At 57.1% G+C, this 17,100-nt stretch carries 16 protein-coding genes; 8 read left to right on the plus strand and 8 right to left on the minus strand.

Annotated elements, in window-relative coordinates; all coding sequences use genetic code 11:
• Positions 1–41 precede the first annotated feature (41 nt).
• From ACR0J2_RS01990 to ACR0J2_RS02000, 3 genes are all read left to right on the plus strand, one after another.
• Positions 42–1,796 carry an ATP-binding protein gene (locus ACR0J2_RS01990; RefSeq protein WP_170616907.1) on the plus strand — a complete coding sequence of 585 codons (1,755 nt, stop codon included), beginning with the start codon at positions 42–44 and terminating at the stop codon, positions 1,794–1,796.
• A gap of 12 nt (positions 1,797–1,808) precedes the next feature.
• Complete coding sequence (locus tag ACR0J2_RS01995; RefSeq protein ID WP_170616909.1) at positions 1,809–3,143, plus strand: sigma-54-dependent transcriptional regulator; 1,335 nt, start codon at positions 1,809–1,811, stop codon at positions 3,141–3,143.
• 494 nt (positions 3,144–3,637) lie between these two features.
• Positions 3,638–6,463, plus strand: a complete 2,826-nt coding sequence (locus ACR0J2_RS02000) for an Rne/Rng family ribonuclease (RefSeq protein ID WP_480811519.1) — start codon at positions 3,638–3,640, stop codon at positions 6,461–6,463.
• Positions 6,464–6,516: 53 nt separating this feature from the next.
• On the opposite strand, the gene ACR0J2_RS02005 is transcribed toward ACR0J2_RS02000, so the two are convergent.
• Positions 6,517–6,750, minus strand: coding sequence for a sulfurtransferase TusA family protein (locus ACR0J2_RS02005; protein ID WP_170676984.1), 234 nt, complete (start codon positions 6,748–6,750; stop codon positions 6,517–6,519).
• Positions 6,751–6,855: 105 nt separating this feature from the next.
• Here ACR0J2_RS02005 and ACR0J2_RS02010 point away from each other — a divergent pair, with 105 nt between their 5' ends.
• The 4 genes from ACR0J2_RS02010 to ACR0J2_RS02025 all read left to right on the plus strand — a co-directional run bounded on the left by ACR0J2_RS02010 (position 6,856) and on the right by ACR0J2_RS02025 (position 11,174).
• The gene (locus tag ACR0J2_RS02010; protein WP_170615107.1) at positions 6,856–7,608 is read left to right on the plus strand and encodes a cytochrome c biogenesis CcdA family protein; all 753 of its coding nucleotides are present in this window, start codon (positions 6,856–6,858) and stop codon (positions 7,606–7,608) included.
• A 63-nt stretch (positions 7,609–7,671) separates the two neighbouring features.
• Positions 7,672–8,874, plus strand: coding sequence for a hypothetical protein (locus ACR0J2_RS02015; protein ID WP_480811520.1), 1,203 nt, complete (start codon positions 7,672–7,674; stop codon positions 8,872–8,874).
• Positions 8,871–10,220 carry a cytochrome P450 gene (locus ACR0J2_RS02020; protein WP_480811521.1) on the plus strand — a complete coding sequence of 450 codons (1,350 nt, stop codon included), beginning with the start codon at positions 8,871–8,873 and terminating at the stop codon, positions 10,218–10,220. Before ACR0J2_RS02015 ends, ACR0J2_RS02020 begins: the two co-directional genes overlap by 4 nt.
• A gap of 72 nt (positions 10,221–10,292) precedes the next feature.
• Positions 10,293–11,174: a fructose bisphosphate aldolase gene (locus ACR0J2_RS02025; protein WP_480811522.1), complete on the plus strand. Its 882-nt coding sequence runs from the start codon at positions 10,293–10,295 to the stop codon at positions 11,172–11,174.
• 7 nt (positions 11,175–11,181) lie between these two features.
• Here ACR0J2_RS02025 and ACR0J2_RS02030 read toward each other — a convergent pair whose 3' ends face one another.
• Genes ACR0J2_RS02030 through fumC form a run of 4 tightly spaced genes read right to left on the minus strand, consistent with a single transcriptional unit; the run spans position 11,182 to position 13,631 of the window.
• Positions 11,182–11,784 carry a DNA-3-methyladenine glycosylase I gene (locus ACR0J2_RS02030; protein WP_480489804.1) on the minus strand — a complete coding sequence of 201 codons (603 nt, stop codon included), beginning with the start codon at positions 11,782–11,784 and terminating at the stop codon, positions 11,182–11,184.
• A 58-nt stretch (positions 11,785–11,842) separates the two neighbouring features.
• Complete coding sequence (locus ACR0J2_RS02035) at positions 11,843–12,064, minus strand: ribbon-helix-helix domain-containing protein (protein WP_170676993.1); 222 nt, start codon at positions 12,062–12,064, stop codon at positions 11,843–11,845.
• Positions 12,061–12,237: a DUF4169 family protein gene (locus ACR0J2_RS02040; RefSeq protein ID WP_170615101.1), complete on the minus strand. Its 177-nt coding sequence runs from the start codon at positions 12,235–12,237 to the stop codon at positions 12,061–12,063. Before ACR0J2_RS02040 ends, ACR0J2_RS02035 begins: the two co-directional genes overlap by 4 nt.
• On the minus strand, positions 12,237–13,631 hold the full coding sequence (gene fumC, locus ACR0J2_RS02045) for a class II fumarate hydratase (RefSeq protein ID WP_170615100.1): 1,395 nt from the start codon (positions 13,629–13,631) through the stop codon (positions 12,237–12,239). The genes ACR0J2_RS02040 and fumC overlap by 1 nt, the downstream gene beginning before the upstream one ends.
• Positions 13,632–13,886: 255 nt before the next feature.
• Between fumC and ACR0J2_RS02050 the strand changes: the two genes are divergently transcribed.
• The gene (locus tag ACR0J2_RS02050) at positions 13,887–14,402 is read left to right on the plus strand and encodes a hypothetical protein (protein WP_480440515.1); all 516 of its coding nucleotides are present in this window, start codon (positions 13,887–13,889) and stop codon (positions 14,400–14,402) included.
• Positions 14,403–14,441: 39 nt separating this feature from the next.
• Here the strand turns inward: ACR0J2_RS02050 and ACR0J2_RS02055 are convergent, their stop codons facing one another.
• The 3 genes from ACR0J2_RS02055 to ACR0J2_RS02065 all read right to left on the minus strand — a co-directional run bounded on the left by ACR0J2_RS02055 (position 14,442) and on the right by ACR0J2_RS02065 (position 17,042).
• A complete protein-coding gene (locus ACR0J2_RS02055) occupies positions 14,442–14,900 on the minus strand; it encodes an SspB family protein (protein WP_321253078.1) in 459 nt (152 codons plus the stop codon).
• A gap of 76 nt (positions 14,901–14,976) precedes the next feature.
• On the minus strand, positions 14,977–16,230 hold the full coding sequence (gene chrA / locus ACR0J2_RS02060; RefSeq protein ID WP_480811523.1) for a chromate efflux transporter: 1,254 nt from the start codon (positions 16,228–16,230) through the stop codon (positions 14,977–14,979).
• The gene (locus tag ACR0J2_RS02065) at positions 16,230–17,042 is read right to left on the minus strand and encodes a chromate resistance protein ChrB domain-containing protein (RefSeq protein WP_480811524.1); all 813 of its coding nucleotides are present in this window, start codon (positions 17,040–17,042) and stop codon (positions 16,230–16,232) included. Before ACR0J2_RS02065 ends, chrA begins: the two co-directional genes overlap by 1 nt.
• Positions 17,043–17,100 lie beyond the last annotated feature (58 nt).

The raw sequence follows: 17,100 nt of genomic DNA on the forward strand, positions 1-17,100 counted from the left end.
ACGCGTAAATTTCACGTATGAGCTCCGACGCGCCCACGAACATGCCCAAAATCGCAAAACCGCTTCGCGGCGCGCCGCTTGGATGGCGGTTGCGGGTTGCGGTTATCGTTTTGCTGGTGGCCGCCGCAGCCACCGTGTGGGTCACGAACCGTTTACTGACAGACAGGTTTACCGAATCCACCCGCAACCGGGCTGAGTTGCGGTTGACCCTGTATTCCGGAAACCTGCTGAGCGAGCTGCGCAGAAATTCGATCGTTCCGCAGTTGCTGGCGCGCGACCCGACATTGATCGCTGCATTGCAGTCGGGCGATTTTTCCCTTTCGACCCAACGCCTGATTTCCTTCGTTGAAGAGATCGGCGCGGCCTCGCTGATGCTGCTGGACCGTGATGGTCGCTCGGTCGCCGCCACGGACCGCAACCGTCTGGGTGAGTTGCATCGAAACTCGCCGTATTTTGTCGATGCGGCGCGATCGAACTCGACGATCTTTACCGTGATCGAACGGGAATCGGGCGGCTACAGCTTTGTTTACTCCCGTCGCATGGAAGCCGGAACCGAGACCCTGGGCGTGATCGTTGTCGAGGTCGACCTGCAAAAATTTGAACGCGCCTGGGCCGGGATCTCCGATGCTGTCATGGTCGTGGACAGCACCGGCACCATCATTCTTTCAACCGAACCGCAATGGCGGGGACTGGACGAAAAGGCCGCAATGCTGCGCCAGCCTCCGCAGGGCGCGATTCAGCGTGCTATACGCGCGACCACTGACTGGACGGTCCTTCCGCCCGATGCCTATCTGCAAGGTGAGGCTGTGATGCGGATGGAGACCCGAATTCCGTTCCGTGGCTGGCAGATGACGTCCTTCACGACTTATTCCTCGATCCGGGAGAAGGTGAACAGTGTTTTGGCCCTGGAGATCATGGGCTTTGCGATTCTTCTGGCGTTGGCCTTCTATGCACTAAGCCGACGCGCGGCCGTTCGGATGGTATCGATCCAGCGCGAGTCGGCAGAGCTTCGCGCATTGAACGCAAGGTTGCAGCGGGAAATCGCTGAGCGGGAACGGGTTGAAAAGACACTGGAAGTGGCCGAACAAACGCTGGCCCAAAGCTCGAAACTTGCCGCTTTGGGTGAGATGTCGGCCGCCGTCAGTCACGAGTTGAACCAGCCGCTGGCCGCCATGAAAACCTATCTGGCCGGCGCGCGTCTTTTGTTGCGCCGCAACCGCCCGGAAGAAGCGCTTGCAAGCTTTGGCCGCATTGACGGATTGATCGAACGGATGGGGGCGATCACGCGGCAGCTCAAGTCATATGCACGCAAGGGAGCGGACGCGTTTTCCCCTGTAAATCTTGGAGAAGCGCTGGCCTCGTCCCTGTCGATGATGGAGCCGCAACTGCGCCAGCGGCAGGTGAAGATCACACAAATTCTTCCCGAGGAGCCAGTGGTCGTGATGGGTGACCGGATGCGAATTGAACAGGTGATGGTCAACCTCTTGCGGAACGCGCTGGACGCCACCAAATCGGTGGCAGACCCGGATGTGGAAATTATCCTTGCGGCGGGCGATACTGCGGTACTGACGGTGCGCGACAACGGGTATGGTATAGAAGATATCGAGAACCTGTTTGAACCGTTCTACACCACCAAGCAGCCGGGTGACGGTGTTGGACTGGGGCTTGCCATCTCGTCGGGGATCGTGAACGACCATGGCGGACGGCTGACCGCACGCAACGGACAGCACGGTGGTGCAGTTTTCGAGATGCAGCTGCCGATACTTGGAAGCGACGGCCTTGAGGCCGCTGAATAACGAGGAATGACTATGGCACAGGCCATGAAAATCGCCATTGTGGACGACGAACAGGACATGCGCCAGTCGATCAGCCAATGGCTGGCGTTGTCAGGATATGACACCGAGACCTTTTCCAGCGCCGAAGACGCGCTCAAGGTTCTTGGTCCGGATTACCCCGGTATCGTCATTTCGGATATCAAGATGCCGGGAATGGACGGCATTCAGTTGCTGAAAAAGCTGATGGGGGCCGACAGCACGTTGCCCGTCATCATGATCACGGGCCACGGCGATGTGCCGATGGCGGTCGAGGCTATGCGGGTCGGGGCGTTCGACTTCCTTGAAAAGCCGTTCAATCCGGATCGTATGTCCGAACTGGCAAAACGCGCCAGCAATGCGCGTCGTTTGACCTTGGATAACCGCGCGCTGCGGCGCGAGTTGTCAGGTGGTACGCAGATCATGAATAAGCTGATCGGTGCCAGCCCGGTGATGGAGCGCTTGCGCGAGGATATCCTCGATCTGGGTCAGGCTGATGGTCACGTTCTGATCGATGGTGAGACCGGCACGGGCAAAACGCTGGTGGCGCATGCCCTGCACGCAGTGGGCAGCCGCGCGGGCAAGAAATTCGTTTTAGTGTCCTGTGCCGCGCTTGAGGAAGAGGCGCTGTCCAAGCGTTTGTTTGGCCCAATGATGCCGGAAGACGCACAATTGCCCGCCATCGAAGAAGCGCGCGGCGGCACGCTTGTTCTGGAGGATGTCGAGGCGTTGAGCGACACGCTGCAGGCACGTCTGCTGAGTGTCATGAACGATCAGGGTACTCCGGCCGAAACGCGGATTGTCGCGATCTCGAACCTGCAGGAAGCCGGCAAGACAAGCGAGGATGTGCTGCGTCCCGACCTGTTCTATCGTCTTGCGGCTTTGCGGATCACCATGCCGCCTTTGCGCCAGCGGGGCGAGGACATTCTGACGTTGTTCACACGTCTCAGTGAGCAATTCGCCGAAGAATATGGCTGTGATGCGCCGCAGGTCAGCGCGCAAGAGGCGGCGCAGCTATTGCAAGCCCCATGGCCCGGAAATGTGCGTCAACTGATCAACATTGCCGAGCGCGCGGTTTTGCAATCTCGGCGTGGGTCCGGCACCATTGCGTCTTTGCTGATGTCTGATCATGAAGAGATGCAACCAGTGATGACGACCGAGGGCAAGCCGCTGAAAGAGTATGTCGAGGCGTTTGAACGGATGCTGATCGACAATACCATGCGTCGCCACAAAGGTTCGATTGCGTCTGTTATGGACGAATTGTGCCTGCCGCGTCGGACACTGAATGAAAAGATGGCCAAATACGGCCTGCAACGTTCTGACTATCTGTGAAGTATTTCAGAGGGGGCCAGCCCCCTCTTGAAGCATTTTTGAACAGATTAAGCCGGGCGTCGGATGTGTCCGTGCGGTCAGATGCAGTTTGCCCATTGTCTTTTCCACAGGACTGCTTTTATTGTGTCCGGACGGGCAGGGCAGTTTTTGCGCCCTAAAGTCCCGAATCTTTGAGTTTCGCTGCGACGCCGCAAAAGGTGGTGCACCTTCCCGCCAGGCGACGCAGACCGATTGTGCCCCAATAGGGGCATCTGAACGCCTGAACCCGTGAAATGGCGGGTGAAAGGAATAAATGGGCAGGTAGCGGACGACCGCGCCTGTCGGAGAAGAACCGCGATGACGCGCGCGCAACGATTGAGTGACCGGGCAGGGGGCCAAAGCGCCAGACCCTGCCGCGCGCCGTCCGATATCGCCCTGACAAGACACCACCCCAAAAGCGCCTGTCCCCCCGGACAGGTAAGGACAACGCGTTTGGCGCGGTGCACCAAGGACAAATGGCTAAGAAAATGCTTATCGATGCCACCCACGCGGAGGAAACCCGCGTCGTGGTGGTCGACGGAAACAAGGTCGAGGAATTCGATTTTGAATCCGAAAACAAACGTCAGCTTGCCGGCAACATCTATCTTGCAAAAGTAACACGGGTTGAACCGTCGCTTCAGGCGGCGTTTGTGGACTACGGCGGAAACCGACACGGTTTTCTGGCGTTTTCCGAGATCCACCCGGATTACTATCAGATCCCTGTCGCCGACCGCGAAGCGCTGATGGAAGAGGAACGCGCCTACGCCGAAGCGATGAAGGCGCGGGACGAAGCCGAAGAATCCAAGCCCAAAAAGCGCCGGTCCCGTTCGCGGACCAAGGCGGCGGATGTGAAATCCGACGATGCCGTCGAGAGCATCGAGGTTTCGTCCGAACCCACGGGCATGGAAACGATCGATCTTGATGAAGGTGAAGAGGCGGCTGATCTGGCCGTTCCCGAAGGAACCTCTCCGGTTGAGCTTGTTGGCGAAACCCCGGTTGAAGAACCCGTTGACGATGCTGACGCGCCCGAGGAGGCGGAAGGCGCGGCTGAGGATGCCGGGCAAGAACCTGAGGCTGAACCCGTCGACACAGCAGACCAGGAAGAATCAATTGAGGCCAAGCCGGAAGATGGATCGGAAGCCGTTGCATCTGAAGAAGTGGCCAGCGAGGCAGACGCCGTAGCTTCCGAGCTTGAAGAAGCGGTCGAGGACGACGCCGAGGACGACAGGGCAGGCGCCGAGGACGCGGATGATTCCGAAGCTTTGCTGGATGCCTCCACCAAAGATGAAACGATCGAGTCCGTGGCGGATGAAGATGACAGCGAGGATATCCGCCCGCCGCGCAAACCGCGCCCGCGTCGGTATAAGATCCAGGAAGTCATCAAGGTTCGCCAGGTTCTGCTGGTTCAGGTCGTCAAGGAAGAACGGGGCAACAAGGGTGCCGCTCTGACCACGTATCTGTCTCTGGCTGGGCGCTACTGTGTACTGATGCCAAACACCGCCCGTGGCGGCGGGATCAGCCGCAAGATCACCAATGCGCCAGACCGGAAGAAGCTGAAGGAAATCGCGGCGGAAATCGACGTGCCGACGGGTGCGGGGCTGATCATCCGTACCGCGGGAGCCAAGCGAACCAAATCCGAAATCAAACGCGACTATGAATACCTTCAGCGCCTGTGGGAACAGATCCGGGAACTGACACTTCAGTCCATCGCGCCTGCGAAGATTTACGAAGAAGGCGACCTGATCAAACGCTCGATCCGCGACCTCTATAATCGCGATATCGATGAGGTTCTGGTCGAAGGCGAGGGCGGATATCGCATCGCCAAGGACTTCATGAAGATGATCATGCCGTCACACGCCAAAAACGTGCGACGGTATGAAGACGCGCTGCCGCTATTCGCGCGCTACCAGGTTGAAAGCTACCTGGCGGGGATGTTCAACCCGACCGTGCAGCTGAAATCGGGTGGTTACATCGTCATTGGCGTCACCGAGGCACTGGTTGCGATTGACGTGAACTCGGGTCGCGCCACCAAGGAAGGCTCGATCGAGGAAACCGCTCTCAAGACGAACCTTGAAGCTGCCGAAGAGGTGGCGCGCCAGTTGCGTCTGCGCGATTTGGCTGGTTTGATCGTGATCGACTTCATCGACATGGACGAGCGGAAGAACAACGCCTCTGTCGAAAAGCGTCTGAAAGAGAAGCTGAAGACAGATCGGGCCCGCATTCAGGTTGGCCGGATCTCGGGCTTTGGTCTGTTGGAGATGAGCCGTCAGCGGCTGCGGCCGGGTATGCTGGAGGCAACAACGCAACCCTGCCCGGCCTGCCATGGTACGGGACTGATCCGCTCGGACGACAACATGGCGCTGACCATTCTGCGCCAGATTGAAGAAGAAGGCACTCGCCGCCGCTCGCGCGAGGTGCTGGTTCGGTGCCCGGTCAGCATCGCTAACTTCCTGATGAACCAGAAACGCGAACATATCGCCCAGATTGAATCGCGTTATGGGCTGTCGGTTCGCATTGAAGGCGATGTGCATCTGGTTAGCCCGGATTTCTCGTTGGAGAAGTTCAAGACCGCCAGCCGGATCGTTCCCGAGGCAACCGCACCTGTCGTTTCCGTTGATGCGTCACTGATGGATCTGGTTGACGCGACGGATGAGGATCAGCCGGAAGAAGAAACGGTACAGGCGGAAGACGAAAGCAAGCCAAAGCGCAAGCGTCGCCGCCGTCGCCGCAAGAAGAACAACGGCGCATCTGACACCCCAGAAGCAGCGTCTGATGACGGCGATGCAGCATCGGAGGCAACTGAGGTTGCGGCTGCTGATGTCGAAACCCAGGATGCAAGTGTGTCCGAGGGTGAGGATGAAAGTGAAAAGCCGGAGCCCAAGCCCAAGAAACGTCGCGCACCTCGTCGCCGCAAAAAGGACGCCGAGACTGAGGTTGCTGCAGAAGCACCAGTAGAGGCACCCGAGGCTCTGGCTGATCAACCGGTTTCGGAAGAAACCGCGGACGAGCCGCAGGAATCTGAGGAAAAAGTGGAGACTGCTGCGGCTGAACCTGAGTCGGACGCGGAAGAAGCAACCTCAGAGCCGCAGGTGGACGAAACGGCGCAAGAGGAACCTGTCGTTCCGGAGGAGCCGAAAGCCGAACCGGTCGCAGCACAAGACGTTTCTGAGCCCGTTGTTGAGGAGCCCGTACAGACTGCCGAGGAAACTCCGGAACCTGTTCTGGAAACCGTGGTCAAAGAACGTGAACCCGCCCAGCCACCAAAGCCCAAGCGGCGCGGATGGTGGTCGTTGGGCCAATAATACGGGAGGCGGGCGCAAGGCCCGCCTTTTTCATTTACGGCGTGAGTTCAAATTCAGGCCGATTTCCGGATCAGATAAACCTGGTGTCCGTCGATTTCCTCCTGCGACAGCAGGCTGTGCCCGCTTTCCGCACAGAAATGGGGGACATCGATAATTGCAGCGGGATCGTCGGCCAACATGCGCAACACAGCACCCGCCGGCATGGATTTCAGACGTTTGCGCGCTTTGAGCACGGGCAACGGGCACAACAGCCCCAAGGCATCAAGGGTTTCGGTCGGTTCAGACATATCGTTCAGATATTTCCACTTTGTCACGGTGTCCAGCACGCAAGCACGAGGATGTGACCGAATGGCCTCGTGACGCCGCCGGTTTCATACCCTATGTGCTGTTTCATGTTCGGAATTGAAATCATCGACGCGGGGCTTTTGCCTGCCATGTTCATCGCCATGATCGGCGGGTTGATCAGTTTTCTGTCACCCTGCGTTTTGCCGATCGTTCCGCCGTATCTGGCGTATATGAGTGGTGTGACCATCAACGAGATGCAGGATGAAACCAAAGCCCGCCGCAAGGCAACGCTGGCGGCCCTGTTTTTTGTCATGGGCCTGTCGACGGTGTTTTTGCTGTTGGGCTTCACAGCTTCAGCTTTTGGCGCCTTTGTTCTGACCAATCAGGTACTGTTCGCCAAGTTGTCTGGCGCGGTTGTCATCGTGTTCGGGCTTCACTTTCTGAACGTATTCCGCATTCCGATCCTCGACCGCGAGGCGCGCATGGAAACCGGCGATTCCAGCGGGTCCGTGTTCGGAGCCTACATTCTAGGCCTTGCGTTTGCATTCGGCTGGACGCCCTGTATCGGACCGCAATTGGGGGCTATTCTGTCGCTGGCCGCGTCTGAGGCTTCGGTGGCCCGGGGAACATTCCTGCTGGGTATATACGCCGCAGGGCTTGGAATTCCGTTCCTTCTGGCCGCTATGTTCCTGAACCGGTCAATGTCGGTCATGAACCGCATCAAGCCCTATATGGGTACGATTGAAAAGGCGATGGGCGGGCTTCTTCTGTTTGTCGGTATCATGTTGATAACCGGCCTTTTCACCGAATTCAGTTGGTGGCTGCTGGAAACCTTTCCTGCGCTGGCGACGCTGGGCTGATTTTCCGATCCATCTTACCTTGGCCGTAATGCTGCGCTAACCTGCGTCGCAGAAGGTACGAGCATGAGCAGTCAGAAAAACCAGTCGCAGGTGCGCAAGCGCCGGGTGTTCTACATTCCGGGATACGATCCCATTCACCCGCGCCGATATCGCGAGCTTTATCGGAAGGAAGGGCGCGCACAGGGCGAAATTTCCGGCTATGACATTTCGTTGTCGGCCCGAACGAATGACGGTCCATATGGCTGGCATGTTTCCTCATGTCAGGACGGGCTTGCGGTCGATACCGATTTTGAAGTTCTGGTTTGGTCAGACATTGTCCGCGACAGCATGGATACCTCGATAGCCGCGACTTATCTTCAATTGGCGCGGACGGTCTGGATCTACCTGTCCACGGGGGCAATTTGGCGCCTGATGCGCTTGCGCAAAGGCCCGGTAATTGCAGCGCTTTACCCGGTGGGCATGTTGCTGGCGCAATTGATGGCGGCTTTTGGCGTGGTCTGGGCTGGTTTTACCTTGCTGGGTTGGCCCGGTCTGGCAGCGGGGCTTTTGGTGGCGCTTGTATTGCTGCGCTGGTTTCGAAAAATCGATAATCGGCTGTTTGCCTATTACCTGATGCATGACTACGCCTACTCCTCGCGCGAATGGAGCGGTGTGTCGCCGGAAATGCAATCTCGAATGCGCCAGTTTGTTGAACTGATCGGGCAAGCTATGGAAACAGAAGTGGACGAGGTTCTGGTGGTCGGGCACAGCTCGGGCGCGCATCTGGGCGTATCGGTTCTGGCCGACCTAATGCGGTCAGAACCCGTGTCCGAAGACGGACCTGTGTTATCCTTTCTGACATTGGGGCAGGTGGTCCCTATGGTGTCCTTTCTGCCCGATGCCCATCAGTTGCGCAGTGATCTACAATTCATGTCGTCCAGGACAGACCTGACTTGGATCGATGTCTCGGCCCCAGGCGACGGCTGCGCATTTGCCTTGTGCGATCCTGTGTGCGTCAGCGGCGTCGCCGGATCTGATAAGCGTTGGCCTTTGGTTCTGTCTGCTGCGTTCACGCAAACCCTTTCAGCAGACCGTTGGAAGGCATTACGCTGGCGGTTTTTTCGACTGCATTTTCAATATCTCTGCGCCTTCGACGAGCCCGGCGATTATGACTATTTCCGTATCACTGCCGGGCCACTGACATTGGGGGAACGGTTTCGCAACCGGGCACCATCGCGTTCGCGGATCGAAGAGGCGGTGTCAGGTTACACGTCGGTGCACTCGTGACCCCACCAAAACCCGTCTCTCGTCCCGACAAGGTGTCTTTGTGGCGCTATCTGAAGCTCTTTCGTCAGGATATCCTCTCGGCACAACCGCAACGCTTGTATCGGGCCTGGATGGCCGAGTTCAGGACGCCGTTCTTCCGGTCTTTCATGATCAATCAGCCTGAACTCATTGATTTGGTGCTGAAACAACGCCCCGACGATTTTCCGAAATCAGGCCGGATCAGCGAGGGATTGCGCCCGCTGCTGGGCGACTCCGTTTTCCTGACCAATGGCGAAACCTGGAAACGCCAACGCCGCATCATTGATCCGGCGTTTGAGGGGGGGCGGTTGAAGGATACGTTTCCGGCCATGTATGCAGCGGCGCAGGCCAGTGTTGACCGACTGCGAACGCGCGGCGGCCGCGACGTCGAATGCGAAGAAATCACCAGCCACGCGGCCGCAGATGTTATCTTTCGTACTTTGTTCTCTGTTCCGATCGAACACACCGTGGCGACACAGGTGTTTGACAAGTTTCGCACCTATCAGCGGGAACAACCGCTGCTGAACCTTGCGGCCTTTGTACCTGTCCCTAGCTGGGTGCCCCGGTTTCATTCCCGCAAGACCCGCAGGACAGCGCGGGAAATCAGGAACCTGATTGCGCACCTCACGGACGAGCGGGCGGAGGCAATAGCCCTGGGGAAAGCACCCGATGACCTTGCAACCAAGATCATGACCAGGCCGGACCCGGAAACGGGGCGTTGTTTCGGGACGCAGGAGATGATCGACCAGGTGGCCATCTTCTTTCTGGCCGGGCATGAAACCAGCGCCTCGGCACTGGCCTGGGCACTTTACCTGATGGCGCTGTATCCGGAATGGCAGGATAAGGTCGCGGCAGAGGCGACGGCATTGGACGATCCTTCATTTGCCGCCGTTTCAGGCTTGAAGCTCAGTCGCAGTGTGTTTCGCGAGACCCTGCGCCTTTATCCACCCGTGCCCATGATGGTGCGAGAAGCCACCTGTCCCGAGCGTTTCAGAGATCGGGATGTCCCGCAGGGATCGCAAATTGTTATCAGCCCGTGGCATTTGCACCGTCATGAGCGCCTGTGGGAAAACCCGGATGCCTTTGATCCAGCGCGGTGGGAGACGGAAAACGGCAAGACCTGCCAGCGGAACGCCTTCATTCCCTTCTCCGCCGGATCGCGGGTTTGTACCGGGGCAGGGTTTGCGATGATTGAAGGGCCGCTGATCCTGTCGATGCTAATAAAGCACTATCGGTTTGAGCCAGTGACCGGACGCGATCCTGTTCCGGTCGCGCATCTGACGGTTCGCTCGAAAGACGGGATATGGCTGCGGCTGGTTGAGCGCTAACAAACTACCATCGGTCAACGCCTTGTTGTATGCGATGGAAAACACGGAATCATTATTGAACGGGAAACAGATATGTCCAAAGCAGAACAGCGCGCGCAAATGTCCGACGGTGCAGGTTTCATCGCGGCACTGGATCAAAGCGGCGGTTCTACACCCAAGGCGCTGGCGCTTTATGGTGTTGAAGCCTCGGACTACACCTCGGAAGAAGAGATGTTCGGAGAAATCCAGAAGATGCGCGCACGCATCATTCTGGCAGACGACTTCACCAAAGCTAAGGTGATTGGCGCTATCCTGTTCGAACGCACCCTGAACGAGGAAATCGAAGGCCGCAAAGTCGCCGATTTTCTGTGGTCGGCCAAGGGCATCGTTCCATTTCTGAAAATCGACAAGGGACTGGAGGATCAGGCCAACGGCGTTCAGATGATGAAACCGATCCCCGGTCTGGCAGAAACGCTGGCCAAGGCCGATGGTGTCTTTGGAACAAAAGAACGCTCGGTCATTCACGAGGCCAACGCAGAAGGTATTGCCGCTGTTGTGGCTCAACAGTTTGACGTCGCACGCGAGGTGATCAGCGCTGGCATGGTTCCGATTGTCGAACCCGAGGTGAACATTCAATCGGAAACCAAGGCCGAGGCTGAGAGCATCCTGAAAGCCGAGATCCTCAAGAACCTGGACCAGTTGGCCGAGAGCCAGGACGTCATGCTGAAGCTGACGATCCCAAGCGAGGCCAATCTGTATGACGAAGTGGCAGATCACCCGCGGGTTCTGCGGGTTGTGGCCCTGTCAGGCGGCTATTCCACAAAACAGGCCTGCGACCTGTTGAACCAGAATGGAAAGATGATCGCTTCCTTCTCGCGCGCGCTGACCGAAGGTCTCTCAAAACAGCAGTCCGATGCCGACTTCAACGCGGCCCTGGGCGGCAATATCGACAAGATCTATCAGGCTTCGGTCTGACTCGTATCTAATTCGGCTTCTTGAAATCGCGGCGCATTTGCGCCGCTTTTTCACGCATGATGCAGCCTTCGGCGTGATCGTTGACCAACCCCATAGCCTGCATGAACGCGAAAACGGTGGTGGGGCCCACGAACTTCCATCCGCGCTTCTTCAGGTCTTTCGACATTGCGACCGATTCCGGTGATGTAGAGACGGTTTGTGGCGGTATGGGAGTTTCAGCCTCATACCGCCAGACATACGCGGCCAGAGAACCCTCAACCTTGATCAGTTCCTGTGCGCGGCGGGCGTTGTTGATGACAGCCTCGATTTTGCCGCGGTGCCGGATGATGCCCGCATTTTGCAAAAGGCGTTCAACATCTGCTTCAGTAAACTCTGCCATCCTGTTGAAATCAAAGCCGCAAAACGCTTCCCGAAAATTTTCGCGCTTTGACAGGATGGTTCGCCAACTCAGTCCCGACTGAAAGCTCTCAAGGCACAATTTCTCGAATAGACGCTGGTCGTCTGAGACCGGATAGCCCCATTCCTGATCATGATATTCAAAGAACTCTGGCGCGGCCTGACACCAGGCGCAGCGCTGTTGACCGTCAGGCCCGGTGATCGTTTTGCTCATGTCTGTACCTATTTTGTTCCAAATCAAGGTACACTTGGCTGCCAGACCTTTACAAGCCTCAATCCCGGTTGCGATACCAGTTCAGAACAAAGACTCGAATGGCGGAAGCCAAACCTGTTTCAGGATCGCGAGCCGCATCAATTTCCGCCGCCAAGGAATTGATCGGCTTATCTTTTTCCCGTGCGATGTCACGGAACGCGCGCCAGAATTCGTCTTCCAAAGAAACCGAAGTGCGGTGTCCCTGAAGAGTCAGCGAGCGTTTGACCGGGCGGCCACTCATTCCTTCAGCTCGTGATTGTCGAGGTCACGCTTCTGTTTGTCTTGTCGAAGCCTGACAACCTCTTTTTCGGCCTTGGTTTGTCCAAAAGCCACAGCGTTTTGATCTGCGCGGGCCTTCTTTTCAGCCCGCGCTTTCTGTTTTCGGTACCGGTTCAAATTTACCGGCTTGCCCATCAGTCTTTCGGGCCAATCATCTGTTCAGGGCGCACCACTGCGTCGAAAGTGGCCTCATCCACAAAGCCAAGTGCGATGGCTTCTTCCTTGAGGGTGGTACCGTTCTTGTGGGCAGTCTTGGCAACGGTCGTGGCATTGTCATAACCGATGGTCGGCGCAAGCGCAGTGACCAGCATCAGCGATTCCGTCATCAGCTTTTCGATGCGCGACTCGTTGGCCTTTATGCCCAGCAGCATCCGTTCGGTAAAGCTGTCAGCGGCGTCGCCGAGCAATTGAATGGATTGCAACAGATTGTAGGACATCATCGGGTTGTAGACGTTCAACTCGAAATGACCCTGGCTGCCAGCGAACTTGATTGCGGCGTCGTTACCCATGACATGGGCGGCCACCTGCGTCAGCGCCTCGGCCTGGGTCGGGTTTACCTTGCCCGGCATGATCGACGAACCCGGTTCGTTTTCCGGCAGGATTAGTTCGCCCAGCCCCGACCGGGGACCGGAGCCCAGAAAGCGGATGTCGTTGGCGATCTTGTAGCAACTACCGGCAATCGTGGCCAAAGCCCCCGACAGGAACACCATCGCGTCATGCGCGGCCAGTGCTTCGAACTTGTTGGGTGCCGTGACAAAGGGCAGGCCGGTGATTTCGGCCATGTTTGCGGCAACCGCCTGGTCCCAACCGTGCTGTGTGTTCAGACCGGTACCAACAGCGGTACCACCTTGCGCCAATTCATAAATGCCGGGCATTGCGGCATGCACACGGGAAATTCCCTGGCGAATCTGATGAGCGTACCCGCCAAACTCCTGCCCCAGGGTCAGGGGCGTCGCATCCTGCGTATGCGTGCGTCCGATCTTGATGATGTCCTTGAATTCCTCGGCCTTCTGCTCGAGCCCGGAAGCCAGCTTTTCAAGACCCGGCAGCAGGACGTCACGAACGCTCATTGCTGTTGCGATGTGCATCGCAGTGGGGAAGGTATCGTTGGATGACTGCCCCATGTTGCAGTGATCGTTCGGATGTACGGGCTCTTTCGAACCGATAACGCCACCCAGAATCTCGATGGCGCGGTTCGCGATGACCTCGTTCGAGTTCATGTTCGACTGGGTGCCGGATCCGGTTTGCCAAACGACCAGAGGGAAGTTGTCATCAAACCTGCCCTCGATCACTTCTCCGGCCGCCTGAATGACCGCGTCCGCAATTTTCGCATCCAGCTTACCGGTGGCTTTGTTCTGCATCGCGCAAGCTTTTTTGATCACACCCAGCGCGCGAACGATGGCCACCGGCTGCTTTTCCCACCCGATCGGGAAGTTCATGATCGAACGCTGTGTCTGAGCGCCCCAATACTTGTCAGCGGGCACTTCCAACGGGCCAAAACTGTCGGATTCGGTGCGGGTCTGAGACATCTGTCACTCCGTCGTGTATGCAATTGTATGCCGTTTAGCGCCAAGCGGGTTGCAACGCAATCGGCCAGTTGCGCGCACCTTAAACTCAAGGGTGACAAAGGTATAGGCAGAGAGCAGCGACAATTTTGTTGTCGGCGGGCGCATCCGTCCCATTGTGCCCGCGTCATGCTGAGCTACAATATAAGCATTATTGCGATGGAGGATCTGATGCACGTTTTCCGCACGACATTTTCCCCGACACTTGTCGCAATATTGATGTGTGCTTTTGCGTGGGTGCTTGTTTCCAGCCATCCGGCGCAGGCGTCCAGCATCGCGCCGTTTTTGGGTGATTATACTGGGTCAGCCAATCTCGTGGACGAGGACGGGAGCGAGACGCCCAGAGACATGAGCGTTTCAATTCACGAAACCGACAACGGCTTCAATGTGAGTTGGACGACGACCACCTACAAGGCTGACGGGCGGATCAAGGAACAGAAATTCTCGATCGACTTTCAACCGTCGGACCGGCCAGACGTGTTTTCTGCTGCGATGAAACGCAACGTGTTTGGGCACGAGGTTCCCCTGGACCCCATGAAAGGAGAGCCATTTGTCTGGGGGCGTATTGATGGTGAAACGCTGACGGTGTTTTCCCTATTTATCTCGGAAACCGGTGGGTACGAATTGCAGCAATTTGACCGAACACTGGCCGAAGGCGGGTTGAACCTGTCGTTTTCGCGGTTTCGCGATGGGGTAAAATCCCGCTCGGTGGAAACGTTTCTGAAAAAAGAATAACCCCGCTCAAGGCGGGGTCTGTTTCAAGCGGAAGCTTGGCTATTTCCGGAAACTATCCAAGGAAACCACATCCGCGTCATGCGGTTCATCCGGTTCTTCGACCTCGATGATTTCTTCGATATCTTCGTCCGTTTCTTCCTCGTCTTCCGGACTTTCGAAACGCAGCCCGAATTCGACTGAGGGATCAACAAATGTCTTGATGGCCGTGTACGGAATATAAAGCGGTTCAGGCGCATCACCAAAATTCAAAGTGATGGAAAACCCCGCATCGCCCACTTCAAGGTTTTCGAACCAATGCTGCATTACGATCGTCATTTCCTGCGGATAGCGTTGGCGCAACCAATCGGCCAGTTCAACACCATCATGCCGGGTATCGAAGGTGATGAAAAAGTGGTGCGCACCTGGCAGTCCATGTTCCGAAACGCCGGTCAAAACCGTTTTGATCAGACCGCGCATGGCGGTGTGCATCAGGTTTCCATAGTCGATGTCTTGCGACATGTGTCATCCTCAAAAGTGGTAGCGTCTAGCATAGGGGATTTCAAAGGAAACGAAAGGCCGCGTTACACCTGATTGTTCATAGGAGGTTCAGTAAAATTCCGGCGCTGGCCATCAGACCCAAAGTCGGAACCATCCCGATTTTTAGGCGGAAAATCAACACTCCGGCAGCTAGCGTCAGAATCAATGCAGCGACGTCCAAAGTCGAAATATCGGGTACGGGAATTGATACAGGACCCAGAGTTTTTTCCGGAACTTGTTCAAATAGAACATTGAGGGCAAACCACAAGGATAGGTTGAGAATCACCCCCACAACTGCAGCGGTAATCCCGTGCAGAGCCGCAGACAGGCGCGGGCGGGCCGCCAGTTGATCCAGGAACGGCGCTGCCAGAAAAATCCACAGAAAGCAGGGAACAAACGTGGCCCAAAGGGCCACGGCACCCGCCGCTATAGCCATGGATGCGCCCCCTGACAACTGACCCGTCAACATGGCCACGAATTGTGTTACCAAAATCAGTGGGCCCGGCGTCGTTTCAGCCAACCCAAGCGCATCGATCATCTGGTCCGTGCTGATCCATTGATATGTGTCGACGACTGTTTGCGTCATGTATGCCAGAACGGCATATGCACCACCAAATGTGACAACCGCGAGGCGCGCAAAGAACCACCCCAGATCGCTGAGCAATTGCTGCCCCGTCAGGGTCAGAACAGCCAAGGGTCCAAGCCAGAGGGTCAGCCAAATCACCGCAGTTCTGATCGGACGGGACATGGTCGGGGCTGCTGGCGCGGGTGTCGAAGGGTGCTGACCTTTGAAGGTCGCGAAGCCCCAGAGAGCGGCTGCAAATATGATAAGTGGAAACGGCAAGTTAAGTGCAAAAATTGCCAGAAAGCCCAACAATGCAAGGATGCGATGTTCGGCATCGGAAAGGGCTTTTCGCGACAGGTTTCGCAAAGCCTGCAGGACGATGACGATTACAGTCGCCTTGATGCCCAGAAACCCGGCCTGTACAACCGGAAGTTCTCCGAAGGCGGCGTAAAGACCAACCAGAACCGCAATGATGATGGCGCCGGGTATGACGAAAAGGCCACCCGCGATCAATCCGCCAGGCACACCGCGCAGGCGCCAGCCGGCATAAGTTGCAAGTTGCATCGCCTCGGGTCCTGGTAGCAACATGCATAAGGACAAAGCGCGCAGATAGCTTTGTTCGTCCAGCCATGGTCTGCGTTCGACCAGTTCCTGATGCATCAGTGAAATCTGTGCTGCGGGACCACCAAACGACAGCAGCCCTATCCGGCCGAAAACCCGGATCAATTCGGAATAGTCGGGTGTCATTATTTTTGCTCGCCGGGCCAATTATGGCCTTCTTCATACCCGTCCCGGGCCCAACGGTACAGCGCATCATACAGAGCAAGGCCAGCTAACAGGTTCTCATGATCATCCCGGTATTGGCGGGACAGGCCAACGGAAAGAGCGAGCAGACCGGCCGCCTCGGGTGCGAGACCGTGACGATCTGTGTCTGCCGCCCGGACAACAGTCGCCATCCGGTCAAGCGCGGGCATGTGAAGGTCGAACTTGTCCAGCATTGTGTCAAAGGTGCATTTGTCCCCGTCATGGCCCCAGACCGTGTTTTCAATATCAAATGGGGTGGCATTGAATATTCTGGCCGCTTCCTTCACTTCCGACGGCGCGACAAACAGAAAACGCGCATTGGGGTCGACAAAACGCCGGATCAGCCAAGGGCATGCGATGCGGTCTATTTTGGGCCTGTGTCGGGTCACCCAAAGCGTCCGATTGTCAACCAGGGGCGGAATAGCGGAGTAGGGGACGCTTGGCGCCCCCGGCGTATCGCGCCAAGCCTGTATACCGCCCTCCAGAAACTCGGCCTGTTGTCCTTCGCTGCGCAGCCACGAAACTACGCCCTGGCTCAGCTTTTTGCCTTTTTGGCAAATGATTACACTGGAGCGCCCATCGATCGTCGCCATAAGGCCCTGCATGTCTGACGCGGAATGCCGTACTGAACCGGGAATCAGGACCGGATCCGCTGCAAAGTCTTCCTCGAGGCAGATATCCACCAAAACCAGCGCTGTCGGTGTTCCGATCAGTCGCAGCAGTTGTTTGGAGGTGATGGAATTTGGCGCAGCCATGGCATGTCTCCTGTCGCGTTCGGATACATGCGAAACTTGGGCTGACGCCTCACGGGGC

It is taken from the genome of Ruegeria sp. CG4, from assembly GCF_056537185.1.

Excerpts from the sequence above, each read along its gene's own strand:
- ACR0J2_RS01990 (WP_170616907.1), top strand. The coding sequence starts at position 42 with ATGCCCAAAATCGCAAAACCGCTTCGCGGCGCGCCGCTTGGATGGCGG.
- ACR0J2_RS01995 (WP_170616909.1), top strand. The coding sequence starts at position 1,809 with ATGGCACAGGCCATGAAAATCGCCATTGTGGACGACGAACAGGACATG.
- ACR0J2_RS02000 (WP_480811519.1), top strand. The coding sequence starts at position 3,638 with ATGGCTAAGAAAATGCTTATCGATGCCACCCACGCGGAGGAAACCCGC.
- ACR0J2_RS02005 (WP_170676984.1), bottom strand. The coding sequence starts at position 6,750 with ATGTCTGAACCGACCGAAACCCTTGATGCCTTGGGGCTGTTGTGCCCG.
- ACR0J2_RS02010 (WP_170615107.1), top strand. The coding sequence starts at position 6,856 with ATGTTCGGAATTGAAATCATCGACGCGGGGCTTTTGCCTGCCATGTTC.
- ACR0J2_RS02015 (WP_480811520.1), top strand. The coding sequence starts at position 7,672 with ATGAGCAGTCAGAAAAACCAGTCGCAGGTGCGCAAGCGCCGGGTGTTC.
- ACR0J2_RS02025 (WP_480811522.1), top strand. The coding sequence starts at position 10,293 with ATGTCCAAAGCAGAACAGCGCGCGCAAATGTCCGACGGTGCAGGTTTC.
- ACR0J2_RS02030 (WP_480489804.1), bottom strand. The coding sequence starts at position 11,784 with ATGAGCAAAACGATCACCGGGCCTGACGGTCAACAGCGCTGCGCCTGG.
- ACR0J2_RS02035 (WP_170676993.1), bottom strand. The coding sequence starts at position 12,064 with ATGAGTGGCCGCCCGGTCAAACGCTCGCTGACTCTTCAGGGACACCGC.
- ACR0J2_RS02040 (WP_170615101.1), bottom strand. The coding sequence starts at position 12,237 with ATGGGCAAGCCGGTAAATTTGAACCGGTACCGAAAACAGAAAGCGCGG.
- fumC (WP_170615100.1), bottom strand. The coding sequence starts at position 13,631 with ATGTCTCAGACCCGCACCGAATCCGACAGTTTTGGCCCGTTGGAAGTG.
- ACR0J2_RS02050 (WP_480440515.1), top strand. The coding sequence starts at position 13,887 with ATGTGTGCTTTTGCGTGGGTGCTTGTTTCCAGCCATCCGGCGCAGGCG.
- ACR0J2_RS02055 (WP_321253078.1), bottom strand. The coding sequence starts at position 14,900 with ATGTCGCAAGACATCGACTATGGAAACCTGATGCACACCGCCATGCGC.
- chrA (WP_480811523.1), bottom strand. The coding sequence starts at position 16,230 with ATGACACCCGACTATTCCGAATTGATCCGGGTTTTCGGCCGGATAGGG.
- ACR0J2_RS02065 (WP_480811524.1), bottom strand. The coding sequence starts at position 17,042 with ATGGCTGCGCCAAATTCCATCACCTCCAAACAACTGCTGCGACTGATC.